The sequence below is a fragment of the Cyanobium sp. ATX 6A2 genome, assembly GCF_024346355.1.
GTDB lineage: Bacteria > Cyanobacteriota > Cyanobacteriia > PCC-6307 > Cyanobiaceae > NIES-981.
The window spans coordinates 111,409-123,274 of the sequence record NZ_JAGQCU010000004.1; the positions used below are offsets into that span (position 1 = coordinate 111,409).

At 69.9% G+C, this 11,866-nt stretch carries 12 protein-coding genes; 4 read left to right on the forward strand and 8 right to left on the reverse strand.

The window, feature by feature from the left end; translation table 11 throughout:
• Positions 1-48: 48 nt before the first annotated feature.
• From KBY96_RS05720 to KBY96_RS05740, 5 genes are all read right to left on the reverse strand, one after another.
• The gene (locus KBY96_RS05720) at positions 49-1,149 is read right to left on the reverse strand and encodes a diguanylate cyclase domain-containing protein (RefSeq protein ID WP_254978298.1); all 1,101 of its coding nucleotides are present in this window, start codon (positions 1,147-1,149) and stop codon (positions 49-51) included.
• 179 nt (positions 1,150-1,328) lie between these two features.
• Positions 1,329-2,258, reverse strand: a complete 930-nt coding sequence (locus tag KBY96_RS05725) for a phosphate ABC transporter substrate-binding protein (RefSeq protein WP_254978299.1) — start codon at positions 2,256-2,258, stop codon at positions 1,329-1,331.
• On the reverse strand, positions 2,255-2,980 hold the full coding sequence (locus tag KBY96_RS05730) for a PspA/IM30 family protein (RefSeq protein ID WP_254978301.1): 726 nt from the start codon (positions 2,978-2,980) through the stop codon (positions 2,255-2,257). The genes KBY96_RS05725 and KBY96_RS05730 overlap by 4 nt, the downstream gene beginning before the upstream one ends.
• A gap of 373 nt (positions 2,981-3,353) precedes the next feature.
• A complete protein-coding gene (locus KBY96_RS05735) occupies positions 3,354-5,879 on the reverse strand; it encodes a ligase-associated DNA damage response DEXH box helicase (RefSeq protein WP_254978303.1) in 2,526 nt (841 codons plus the stop codon).
• Complete coding sequence (locus tag KBY96_RS05740; protein WP_254978305.1) at positions 5,876-6,085, reverse strand: DUF350 domain-containing protein; 210 nt, start codon at positions 6,083-6,085, stop codon at positions 5,876-5,878. The genes KBY96_RS05735 and KBY96_RS05740 overlap by 4 nt, the downstream gene beginning before the upstream one ends.
• 109 nt (positions 6,086-6,194) lie before the next feature.
• On the opposite strand from KBY96_RS05740, the gene KBY96_RS05745 reads away from it, so the two are divergent.
• From KBY96_RS05745 to KBY96_RS05755, 3 genes are read left to right on the forward strand one after another with little or no spacing between them, the layout of a single operon-like run.
• On the forward strand, positions 6,195-7,244 hold the full coding sequence (locus KBY96_RS05745; RefSeq protein WP_254978306.1) for a hypothetical protein: 1,050 nt from the start codon (positions 6,195-6,197) through the stop codon (positions 7,242-7,244).
• Positions 7,244-7,468: a hypothetical protein gene (locus tag KBY96_RS05750; RefSeq protein ID WP_254978307.1), complete on the forward strand. Its 225-nt coding sequence runs from the start codon at positions 7,244-7,246 to the stop codon at positions 7,466-7,468. Before KBY96_RS05745 ends, KBY96_RS05750 begins: the two co-directional genes overlap by 1 nt.
• Positions 7,465-9,024 (forward strand): polyamine aminopropyltransferase, encoded by a 1,560-nt coding sequence (locus KBY96_RS05755; RefSeq protein WP_254978309.1) that lies wholly within the window; start codon positions 7,465-7,467, stop codon positions 9,022-9,024. The genes KBY96_RS05750 and KBY96_RS05755 overlap by 4 nt, the downstream gene beginning before the upstream one ends.
• On the opposite strand, the gene KBY96_RS05760 is transcribed toward KBY96_RS05755, so the two are convergent.
• From KBY96_RS05760 to KBY96_RS05770, 3 genes are read right to left on the reverse strand one after another with little or no spacing between them, the layout of a single operon-like run.
• On the reverse strand, positions 9,021-9,389 hold the full coding sequence (locus tag KBY96_RS05760) for a hypothetical protein (protein ID WP_254978310.1): 369 nt from the start codon (positions 9,387-9,389) through the stop codon (positions 9,021-9,023). The two genes, KBY96_RS05755 and KBY96_RS05760, sit on opposite strands and share 4 nt — an antisense overlap.
• A 48-nt stretch (positions 9,390-9,437) precedes the next feature.
• Positions 9,438-10,163, reverse strand: a complete 726-nt coding sequence (locus KBY96_RS05765; RefSeq protein ID WP_254978311.1) for a fatty acid desaturase — start codon at positions 10,161-10,163, stop codon at positions 9,438-9,440.
• Complete coding sequence (locus KBY96_RS05770; RefSeq protein ID WP_254978313.1) at positions 10,160-11,113, reverse strand: orange carotenoid-binding protein; 954 nt, start codon at positions 11,111-11,113, stop codon at positions 10,160-10,162. Before KBY96_RS05770 ends, KBY96_RS05765 begins: the two co-directional genes overlap by 4 nt.
• A gap of 128 nt (positions 11,114-11,241) precedes the next feature.
• Here KBY96_RS05770 and KBY96_RS05775 point away from each other — a divergent pair, with 128 nt between their 5' ends.
• Positions 11,242-11,859 (forward strand): DUF4178 domain-containing protein, encoded by a 618-nt coding sequence (locus KBY96_RS05775; RefSeq protein ID WP_254978314.1) that lies wholly within the window; start codon positions 11,242-11,244, stop codon positions 11,857-11,859.
• The last annotated feature ends 7 nt before the right edge of the window (positions 11,860-11,866 follow it).

Genomic DNA, 11,866 nt, shown 5'->3' on the forward strand with positions numbered 1-11,866 from the left:
CGCCTCCCTGGCGCTGATGGCCTACATCATCAAGCGCATGGAGCAGGCCTAGCCGGCGCTCTGCCCTGCCATGCGGGTGTGCCCTCCCGCGTGGGCCTTGGCCGCGTACATCGCCCGGTCGGCGGCCGCCAGCAGCTGGTCGGCGCTGCGGGCGTGGTTGGGGTAGCGGGCAATGCCGATGCTGGCCGAGAGGGTGAGATCGTGCGCCAGCGCACTGAGCGGCTGTTCGCTGGCCTGGATCAGCTTTGTGGCGATCTGCCGCAGCTCCTCGTCGTTGCCGGCGTCGGGCACCAGCACCACGAATTCATCGCCGCCCAGGCGGCAGAGCAGATCGGTTTCCCGCAGCACCCCCTGCAGGCGGCGCGCCATCAGCTGCAGCACCTGATCGCCCTGGGCGTGGCCGTAGCGGTCGTTGATCCGTTTGAAGCCGTCCAGATCCAGGAACAGCAGCGCCACGGCCCAGTGATGGCGCCGGGCCAGGGCCAGGTCGCGCTCCAGCTGCTCCATCAGCAGGGCACGGTTGCCCAGGCCGGTGAGCAGATCGTGGCGAGCCTCGTGCAACACCGCTCGATCGGCGGCATAGCGCTTGGTGATGTCCTCGAGCATGCCCACGAAGTAGAGGGGCCGCTGGTCGGCGCCGCGCACGGTGGAGATCGAGAGATGGTGGCGCCGCAGTTCACCGTTGCGGATCCGGTTCCAGAGGTCCCCCTGCCAGTGGCCCCGGCTCAGCAGGCTGGCCCAGAGCTCGGCGTAGAAGTCTCTGTTGTGGTGGCCGGAGCGCAGCAGGTTGGTGTGTCGCCCCAGCACCTCCACCGGCCGGTAGCCGCTCAGCCGGCTGAAGGCCTCGTTCACCATCAGGATGCGGCCCTGGGGGTCGCTCACCACGATCCCCAGCCGTGAGGCTTCGAACACGGTGCTGGCCAGGGCGCGCTCCTGAGCCGCCGCCTCGCTCACGGCCAGGGCAGCGCGCAAGGCGAGGTGGCTGTTCACCAGGGCGCGGGTGCTGAGGGCGGCCAGGCTGCTGGCCGCTGCGCCCACGGCCAGCAGCCCCCAGAGGTTTTGATGCGGGTCGTTGGCGGCTGCCACCAGGGCGGTGAGCAGCAGGCCGCCGGCCAGCACCAGGGGCGGCAGCAAGCGCAGAGGCAGCAAGCGCAGGGAACGCCGGGGTGGGCAGGACTCAGACAGATGCCGGGCAGGCGGAGATGCCTTGGCCATCGCCCTCGCGCCCCAGCGAAAATCTGACCCACCTTCAAGCTAGGCAAGCCAGGGAGGGTGGAGGAGGCCTCAGCGAGACATCATGGGGTCCCCCACGTCAGCCCGTCTGCCGATCAGGAACCGGAACTGGCCCTCCCAATCGCTGTGGAGCCGGCCGGAGACAGGGCATAGCCAAGAAAAGCCTTCACCCCTGGGTCCGGCGGGTTGCGGTAGGCATAGAACAGCGGCCGTTGAAACGGGTAGGCCTCCGCTTGGGGGGTAAGCCCGTCGATCGGCAGTACCCGCACCGTCCTCTGGTCGGCCACCTGGTCATCAGTGGCGTAGCCGATGCCGTCATCCCCCAGCTGACGCAGCATGGGGGTGGTGGCATCCCGCGTCAGGGTGGTGATGTTGGGGGTGCTGCCGAAGGGCGAGCCCTTCAGCACGAGCGAACGAAAGGCGGAGTGCGTGCCGCTGACACTGGGCCGGTTCAGCACCCGGATCGGCCCCATTGGGCCACCCAGGGTGGACCAGTCGGTGATGGTTCCCTGAAAGATCTCCGCTGCCTGGCTGCGGGAGAGCCCCCGGCGAAACGGGTTGGCGATGCCCACCACCAGGGCGATCCGGTCACGCGTCACGGGCACGGCCCTCAGTCCGAGGGCCTCCTCCTGCTCCGTGAGCGGCCGGGAGATGGCGGCGAGGCTGATGCTTCCGGCCAGGAGTGCCTGGATGCCGTTCTCCGAACCGACGGCGGCCGTGGTGACCTCCGTGCCGGGGAAGGCAGCCATGAACTCGGCTTTGAGCGCCTCATTCACCAGCACCATGCTGGTGGAGCCATCGATGCTCACGCTGGTGCCCGAAGGAACACTGCTGGGGGGCGGGAACATCGCCGCTGGCCCCCCGGGGCTGAGTCCCTGAGGCAGTTCGGGCCAGGCGGAACGGGACGTCAGCAGCCCGCCGATCTGCTCACGCCAGCTCCACAGGGCGCCCAGTGCCACCGCGACCAGCAGGATGTAGGCAATCGGGGGTGGTCCGCTGCGGCCTCCGGAAGGTTTGCTGGTCATGGCTGGGAGGGGCCCGGGAGCGGCGGGAGCTGCGGCGGCTCCAGGGCCTCAAGCCGCCGGGACACCTCATCGTCCAGGGAGAGATTCTCGAGATCCGCGCTGAGCTTCTCCAGCGGGTTCTCCGTCAGCTCAGCCAGGGCTGCGCTGCGCAGATGGCGCCCTTCCACAGCTCGTTTGGCGTCGTCGAAGGACGAGCGGGCCGAGCCGATGTCGAACGCGTTGTTCACCTGGGCGATTGATTCCAGGGCGGCATTGATCTCGGCCAGGTCCTTCAGGTTCTGCATGTCGGACTTGTAGTGCTCGAGTTTCAGCCGTTCCCGGTTGAGCTTGTCTTTCGAGGCCTTGACGAACACCTCGGCCTGCTGCACCTGCTGCTCGAGAGCGGGAAGCAGTTTGTCCACCTGGATGGCACGGCCCATCGCCAGCCTGGCAGCGTCCAGTTCACCGGCCCTGTGGGCAAGCTGGGCCTGCCGTTCGAAGGTGCCCAGCTGGGTGGTCTTCTCCTCGTACTTCTTCTTGGCCCTCTCATAGGCCCCTACCTGCGTGGCCACGGCCGTGGCCAGCTTCTGCACCGATTCCTGCATGGACTGGAGGGATTCCTGCGCCACGGCCACGGCCACACCACCACCGGATTCCACCGGCAGTCCCCAGAGCCACCGCCAGGAGCCCATCACCACCCTGCCGGCCCGATCCCCCAGGAGCCAGTAGATCAGTCCTTTCACGGAACGCTTGAATCTCCCCGCACACTAGGAATGAGCTGGGGAAGAGTCACCCGGCCTCCCTCCGGACGCGAGTCCTTCCAGCCTGTCCTGGGTCTTGCCAGCCCTGATCCGACAGTCCGATGCCCCCATGACCAGGTCTCTCGCTCTGCTGAGCCTGATCCTTTCAGGCTGGTGGCTGCCAGTTCACGCTTCCGGTTTCGTGGATCAGTTGATCCACAGCCCTTGCATCCGGGCCATCAAGGCTGAGATGGAGGCATCTGGAAACCCGGCTCCCGCTGGCATGGCCGAGTTTGCTTGTGACTGTGTGGTGGAGCACTTCAATCAGGGCCGATCGATTGATCAGGCCACGACGCACACAAGGTCTCTGCTGCCATCACCCCTGCCCCTCCAGGCGGGAGGCTTCCGCGATCAGGCGCTGCAATCGATCCTGCAGTGATTCATTGCTCAAGCGGGTGTTGAGCCGTTCGGCCAGTAGCGGGAAGGCCAGGGGCCCCGGCCTGGGGGTGCGCTCCAGCAGCAGCCGGCAGCTGAGCAGCCGCTCCAGGGCCGCCCGGATGCGCGGCAGTTCCAGCTGCTCCTGCAGCACCTCGCGCCGCGCCTGGGCCAGCAGCCGGTTGCCGGGCTCATGGCGGCTGAACACGTCGTGCAGCAGGGCGGCGCTGATCTGCAGCTGGCCGCCGCTGCGGCTCTGGCCGGGGTAACCGTTGCGTACCAGGCCGGCGATCTGGGCGATGGAGCGGAAGCGCCGGCGCCCCAGCTCCGAGAGGTTCACCGCCTGTTCCAGATCGCTCTCCAGCTCCTCGAGCTCCAGCAGTGCGTCGCCATGCAGCTCGAACAGCTCCTCAAAGGGGTAGCCGCGCGGGGCGAGCAGCTCGAAGCCGTAGTCGTTCACCGACACCGTGATCGTGCTCGGCCGCTGGCGGGCCAGGCGCCAGGCCCAGAGAAACCCCAGGCCTTCATGCACGAAGCGCCCCTCGAAGGGGTAGGCGTAGAGGTGACTGCCCTCGCGGCTGCGGCACACCTCCACCAGGAATTCATCGCGGCGGGGCAGGCGCGAGAGTTCGGCCTGGCGGCGCAACAGCGGCTCCAGGGCCTGCAGCTCGGGGGTGTCCAGCAAGCCCGATGCGCAGCGATCCACCTCGGTCCGCAGCCCCTCGCTGAGCAGATCGGAGAGGGCCATCTGGCCGCCGGCCCAGGCCGGCACCGCCGAACTCTTCCTGCTGGTGGCCTTCACCTGGGCGGTCATCTCCCGCAGGCGCACGAACTCCAGCTGGCGGCCGGCGAAGAAAAACACATCGCCCGGCTTGAGGCGGGAGATGAAGGTTTCCTCCACATGGCCCAGCACGGCCCCGCGCACGAACCGCACGGTGACGGAGCGATTGGCGGTGATGGTGCCGATGTGCAGGCGGTGCAGGCGGGCGATGGCCGCCTCGCGCACCACAAAGGCGAACGGTTCCCCCTCAGCGGGGCTGCGCTCCCGCTCCAGGCCGCCGGCCCCGATCGCCGCCCGCTCCAGCTTGCGGTAGCGGGGGTACGCCCCCAGGCAATCGCCGCCGTCCTCGAGGAAGCGCAGGCACCACTGCCAGTCGGCGCGGCTGAGGCCGCGGAAGCTCCAGGCGCTGCGCACCGTGGCCCACTCCTGCTCCGGCGCGAAGCCAGGCCCGCAGGCGAGGGTGGTGAGGTGTTGCAGCAGCACGTCGATCGGTGCCTCGGGTGGCCGGCGCTGCTCCACCAGGCCCGCGGCCAGGCCGCGGCGCATGGCGCTCACCTCCAGCAGCTCCAGGGCGTGGGTGGGCATGAACAGCACCTGGGAGGTGCCGCCGGGGCAGTGGGCGCTGCGGCCGGCCCGCTGCAGCAGCCTGGCCAGGTTCTTGGCGCTGCCGATCTGCACCACCCGCTCCACTGGCTGGAAGTCCACCCCCAGATCCAGGGAGCTGGTGCACACCACCCAGCGCATCGCGCCCCCCTTCACCGCCGCCTCGATCGCCTCCCGCTCGGCGCGGTCGATGGCGCTGTGGTGCAGGGCCAGGGCTCCCTCCATCTCCGGGCAGGCGTAGCGCAGGCACTGGTGCCAGCGCTCGGCCTGGTTGCGGGTGTTGGTGAACAGCAGAGTGGAGATCGCCGGATCGAGGGCCGCCACCAGCTCCTCGTACATGCGCAGGCCCAGGTGGCCGGCCCAGGGGAAGCCGTCGATCGCCTCCGGCAGCAGGCTGCGGATGGCCGTGGGGCGCTCGATGGCGGCGCGGATGATCAGGGGCTCGGGGCCGCCGGCTCCCACCGCCGCCCGGGCCGCCTCCTCGAGGTTGCCGATGGTGGCGCTGATCGCCCAGGTGCGCAGGCAGGGCCGCAGCCGCCGCAGCCAGCTCAGGCAGAGCTCGCTCTGGCTGCCGCGCTTGCTGCCCATCAGCTCGTGCCACTCGTCGAGCACCAGCGCCTGCAGCTGGCCGAACAGCTCCGGCGCCCTGGGGTTGGCCAGCAGCAGCGACAGCGACTCGGGGGTGGTGATCAGGATCTCGGGGGGCCGCCGCAGCTGCCGGGTGCGTTCGCTGCTGGTGGTGTCGCCGTTGCGGATCGCCACCTGGATCGGCCAACCCATGGCCTCGATCGGCTGGCGGATGGCCAGGGCCAGGTCGCGGCTGAGGGCCCGCAGCGGCGTGAGGTAGAGCAGGCGCAGGCCGGGCCGCGGGTCTGCCAGCAGCTCGGCGATCGGACCCATCACCGCTGCATAGGTCTTGCCGGAGCCGGTAGGCACCTGAATCAGGCCGCTGCGGCCCGCCAGGTAAGCCTGCCAGCACTGGCGCTGGAAGGGCAGCGGCGTCCAGCCCTGCTGCGCAAACCAGGCCTCGATCGGGTTCAGGGAGGCGGCTGGATCCACGCCGACGAGGGCGTCTGACGTCAACTCAGCAGCACGGCCACCACCACCGCCGCCACCCCCAGGATCACGGCGGCCAACACCACCCCGGCGGCCACGTTGCCCTTGCGGATCTCGCTGCGGTAGTCGAGCGGGGTGAGCCGGTCGAACAGCCAGGTGCCGCCGTAGATCAGCAACACGCCGACGAACGTCCAGCCGATGGTGAGCAGCAGTTGGGTCAGCCGTTGGGCCATGGCAGCCGGCTGGGGGCAGGAACGCGTTCCCTAGGCTATCGGCAGCTCATGAGCCGAGATGGCGATGCCGTCATCGCCGCGGCAACCTCCCCCTCCGCCCCCTGGGCCGGTGGCGTCCGGCCAGGAGCCTGCCGATCAGGTTTCTCCCCCCCAGGAGATCAGCGGCGCGGCCGATCTGGTGCGCTGGCCCCTGCTCACCCTGCTGCTGCCCCTGGTGCCCCTGCTGGTGCTGCTGGCGGCCGTGAGCCTGCCCCGCCAGCGCCAGCTGCTGGTGCTTGACGGGCAGAGGCCGGCCGTGAGCCGCCCGTTCCGGTTGCGGGACGGTTGGCTGGGCAGCCCGGAGATCCGCCTGCGCGCCGAGCTGCCGCCCAACACCGCCATGGCCCTGGCGGTGGATCTGATCGATCCCGCCGGCCAGACGGTGCTGCAGTTCGATCAGGAGGGCTGGCGCGAGCAGGGCATCTGGCAGGAGGACGGGGAGAGCGGCAGCTACGACGAGAGCGACGCTGAACTGCGCCTGCAGCTGCGGCCCCGCCAGGGGGGAGATCACAGCCTGCAGGTGGCGCTGGATGCGTTCAGCGATGCCGCTGGCCGTCCCCTGCCGCCGCCGTTGCGGGTGTCGCTGGTGGTGGACAACCACAGCGTGGATCGTGGCCTGCTGCTGATCACCGCCGCCGTCACCGCCCTGCTGGTGCGATTGCTGTGGGTGGGGGTGTATGGCGACTGCCGCCAGCGCCGGCGCCTGCGGGTGGACGACGACGTGGCGGCGTTGCGGCTGGAGCTGGGGGGCCCCGGCCTGGTGCGGCTGCAGGTGCTGGGACGGTATGAGGAGCCGGACGTGCCGCCGCGCCGGCCGGCCCCGCCACCGCGGCGGGTGCAGCTGGAGCTGGCCATCGCCGATGCCTGGGGGGCGGTGCTGCTGCACGAGCGCCTGGAGCTGCCCCTGCGGCGCTGCAGCGACGACGACGACCACTGGTGGCTGGTGAGCAGCAGCCGCTACCTGCGCCTCAGCCAGCCCACCAGCGTGCGCCTGAGGGCCTCGCTCCCCGATCCCCTGGCCGCCGGCGCCGTGGAGCTGGAGTGGATCCAGCTGCTGGTTGAGGATGGGGTGGTCACCGCCTGGCCGGTGGCCGTGACCCCCCTGCGCAAACCCGGGTGATGGAGCGCCAGCTGCTGTTGCTGCTCACCCTGCTGGCGCTGCTGCTGGGCTGCGGCCTGGCGATCACCCGTCCGGCCCTCTACCGCATCGGCCAGGAGGGCACGCCGCGGGCGCGGGGGGCGGTGGCCTTCCGGGGCCGCACCGTGGGCGGCCGCTGGCAGCCGGTGGCGGGCCAGCGCACCTGGGGCGGCTTTCAGGGCCGCGGGCCGAGCGGGGCGAAGTGAGCCGCGCCCGACGGCTGGCCCCCCGTCTCAGTGCCGCCCAGGTGCGCCTGCTGCTGCTCACTGCCGCCATCTCCTCTGCCGTGGGGCTGGTGCTGGAGCTGCTGCTGGTGACCCAGGCCAGCTATCTGGTGGGGGATGCGGCCCTGGCCACCGGGGTGGTGGTGGGCACCTTCCTGGCGGCCATGGGTCTGGGGGCCTGGCTGAGCCAGTTTCTGGCCACCGGTGCGGAGCCCGCCGTCCGCCTGCTCCAGGTGCTGGTGCTGGTGGAGCTGGGGCTCTGCCCCCTCTGCCTGCTCGGCCCCCTGGCCCTGTTCGCCCTGTTCGCCGTCGACGGCCCGCTGTGGATGGCGGTGGTGCTGCTCACCGTGCTGGTGGGGGTGCTGGGTGGCATGGAACTGCCCCTGATCACGCGTCTGCTGGAGAGCCAGCAGCAGCTGCGCACCGCCCTGGCGCGGGTGCTGGCGCTCGACTATCTCGGCGCCCTGGCCGGCGCCCTGCTGTTCCCCCTGGTGCTGCTGCCCTGGCTCGGCCTGCTGCCCACGGCCACGGCCCTGGCCGTGGTGCCCCTGGTGAGCAGCGTGCTGCTGGTGTGGTGGTTTCCCTCGCTGCGGCGCTGGCGCTGGCCGCTCAGCGCCGCCGTGCCGCTGGTGGGCGTGGCCGGTGTGCTGCTGGCCCCCCTGGGCGATCGCATTGAGGATGGTCTCTATGCCGACCCGGTGGTGGGGCGGCTGCAGTCGCGGCACCAGCGCATCGTGCTCACCCGCCGCCGCAACGACCTGCGCCTCTATCTCGACGGCAGCCTGCAGTTCTCCAGCCTGGATGAATACCGCTACCACGAGGCCCTGGTGCACCCGGCCATGGCCCTGCACGGCGGCCCCCAGCGGGTGCTGCTGCTCGGCGCCGGCGACGGCCTGGCGTTGCGGGAGGTGCTGCGCTGGCCCCAGGTGCGCCGGGTGGACGTGCTGGAGCTGGATCCGGCGATGCTGCAGCTGGCTCGCCGCCACCCCCTGCTACGGCGCCTCAACGGCGGCAGCCTCGAGGATCCCCGGGTGCAGGTGCACGTGGGCGACGCCTTCGCCCGGGTGGCGGAGCTGGCGGGCCCCTACGACGTGGTGATCGCCGATTTCCCCGATCCGGCCAGCGCCCCCCTGGCCCGGCTCTACAGCGTGGGCTTCTACGGCCGCCTGCAGCAGCGCCTGGCCGCCGACGGGGTGCTGGTGACCCAGGCCTCAACCCCGTTCTTCACGCCCAGGGTGCTGGCCTCGATCCAGGCCAGCCTGGAGCATCTGGGGCTGCACACCCGTCCCTACAGCGTCACCGTGCCCAGCTTCGGGCCGTGGGGATTCGTGCTCGCCCACAGGCCCGGGCCCCACCGCCCGTTTGCACCGCTGCCGTTCACGGGCCGCTGGGTGGATGCCGCTGAGCTTGAGCGGCTGTTGGATCTGCCGCGGGATCTGCAGCCCGCCGCCGACGAACCGGTGTTGCCCAACCGGCTGGGGCGGCCGGTGCTGGCGGACTATCAGCGCCGGGGCCGCTGGCGCCAGTCGTCGCCCTAGAAGTTGGAGAGTGCGGTGATCTTGGCCAGCTTGGTGGCGTCGAGACCCTCAAGTTCGTCCGTCGACAGCAGCCCGTCACGCACCAGGCCGGCAAACACAATCAGCAGGCCCGACAGGCGGAAATCGAAGCGTCCCTCGATGGAATGGCGTTGGCTGCTCAGGTAGTCGTGCAGCACCCACACACTGTCCACACCGTCAAGGTTTCCGGCGTGGTCCTGCACCGTCTCCACCAGGGCGTGGATGGCGCGCTGCTGGGCACGATCGAAGGCACAGCGAGCCACGATCTGCTCCGCTTCAGTCCAGCCGGCATCAGCACTCTTGGCTGCCGACGCTGGACCTGTCGAAGACTCGGATGCCTGGGCCACGGGCTGCGGTGGTGGTTCGCTGACTTTTCGAAGCTACAGCGCGTGGCTTCAGGCCGCGAGCCCGGCCTGCTGGCGCAGGCGGCGGTGGCAGGCGGGCAGCTCGTACCAGGGCAGGGAGGGATTGCTGTGGTGCTCCACGTGGTAGCCGAAGTGGTAGCAGGCCAGCAGCGAGAGCGGCTCGGGCCAGGCCAGGGTGATGGCAGCGTGGGGAGCGGCCTGGGCTGGTGCGCGGTGGGGGAGGTAGGTGCCGAACAGGAACAGCTGCAGGGAACTGAGGGCCAGGGGCAGGGTGCAGTAGCTGATCACCACCCCAAGTCCATGGCCGTGGACAGTCCCGGCCGCCAGGGCCGCGCCGCCCCAGAGCGACACCAGGATGGTGAGGGAAGTGAGGCTCAGATAGCCCCCCAGAAAGCGCACGAACCAGCCGACCATCCCCGGCTGGCACGGGGCGTGAAAGTCGGGATCGCGGCTGCCGCCGGGGCCGCGGTGATGAAGCAGGTGATTGCGGCGACAGAGCTTGTAAGGAAGGCAGGCGTAAAGCCCCAGAGCAACCCGGCCGAGGCGGTCGTTGAGCGTGGGGCTGGCCGGCACAACGGAGCGGTGCATGGCGTCGTGGCCGACGATGAACAGTCCCGTCTGCAACAGGGTGCGCAGCAGCACCGCCGGCAGCCAGGCCGCCGGCGGCAGGGCTGCTCCGAAGACCAGCAGCAGCAGCAGGCTGAGGCACCAGCCGCCGATCAGGGTGAGAGCGACGGTGGTGCCCCGGGTGATCACTGTCCGAGCTTCAGCAGCTCGGCGGGGGAGGCCAGCAGGTCGATGGCCACGAAGTAGATCTTGTTGTCGGGATCGAGCAGGAAACGCCAGGCCACGTTCATGCCCACGCCGGCGCCGAACCAGGGGGTCTGCACCTTGCCGGTGACCTTGATCTGATTGAAGCCACCGTCGGCGGGTTCGCTGTAGCCCCGCTCGGGCAGCAGCTTGAGGTTCTGGCACTCCTCACGGAAAAAGCGCATGATCCCCTCGCTGCCCACGATCGGACTCTTGAACGGGGGCTGCAGCGCGCCGTCGGGCAGGAACAGCTGGATCAGGTTGTCGAAGTCGTTGGCGTTGAGCAGCTCCATGTAGGAGATCACCGTGGTGTTGAGCACCCCTTCGATGAACACCTTGGTGCGCTGATCCTCAGCAACGGGCACCCCCACCGGCTCCATCATCCGCTGGCCCTCGCCCTTGCCGGGGTCGAAGCCCATGTCCACCACGAAGTTGCGGAGCACGGTGATCTGCTGGCCAGGCTCCAGGCCACGCAGGGTGGCCAGCACCGAGGCGGCGTTGGCGGAGAGCTGGTAGCCCTGGGGAATCGGGGCCACGATCCCCTCATCCATCCACTCACCGAGCTTGTACCAGAAGCCCAGCTTGATGTTCACCGACCAGTAGGCGTAGGTGCGGCCGATCTCGGTGTCGACACGGTTGGCCAGATCGCACATCACCTGGCTCTGCTCGGTGAAGTTCATCGCCTTGATCTGGTTCAGCACCGGCTCGGCGAACTGCATCCGCGCCGCGCCGGGGGCAGCGATCGTGATCGTCTGGCCCATTTCCAGATAGGCGTACCAGATCAGGGCCAGCTGGTCTTCGGCATTGAGCAGGTTGTAACGCGCTGTGAGGGCGGGAACCGCCTCCGCCGAGAGCGTTTCCGGAAAAATCTTGGTGGCCTTATCCAGGGTGAACATGGGGCGGGTCTCCGGGGAGCAAAGGTCCACTCCAAAAGTTAGGTGCTGGATCCCCCACCCGACTGGTGCGGGGACCCGCCATAACCTGGGGCGGTCTCCATCTTCCGGGCCCGCAAAGCTTCGCCGCCATGGCTGTGTTCCTGCTGGCGTTGCTGGTGCTGGTGGCTCTTGGGGTGCTGGTGCTGCAGCGGCTGCGACGCCAGGCGGCTCAGCGGGCGCGGGCGGCCCGGCCGCGGGATTGCACCCTGTTTGATCTGCGCCTCGGCGACATCGTGCAGGCCGAGGCCGCCGACTGGGTGGTGGAGGACCGCTTGCTCTACGACCAGGATGGCTTCCAGTGGCTCGAATACCTGCTCCGTGACAGCGGCCGCAGCCGCTGGCTGGTGGTGTGCGAGGACGACTGGCTGGAGGTGGGCTGGCTGGAGGCGGTGACGATGGTGCCGCCGCCGCCCTTGCCGCCACCGGCCGAACTCAGCTGGCAGGGGGGCACCTACCGGCTGCGGGAGCAGGGGATCGCCAGCGTCACCGCCAGCCACCGGCGTATGAACCAGCGCCTGGGACGCTGCCGCTTCGCCGACTACAGCGGGCCCGGCGAGCGGGTGCTGGGGCTGGAGATCTGGAGCCAGGCCGGTGCGGCGCCGACGGATGGGGAGCTCGAGGTGACCGCCGGGCGGCTGATCGATCCCCGCAGCCTCACCCTGCTGCCCGGCGATGGCCGCTCGGTGTACCGCAGCGCCACGGGCTGAGCGCCGG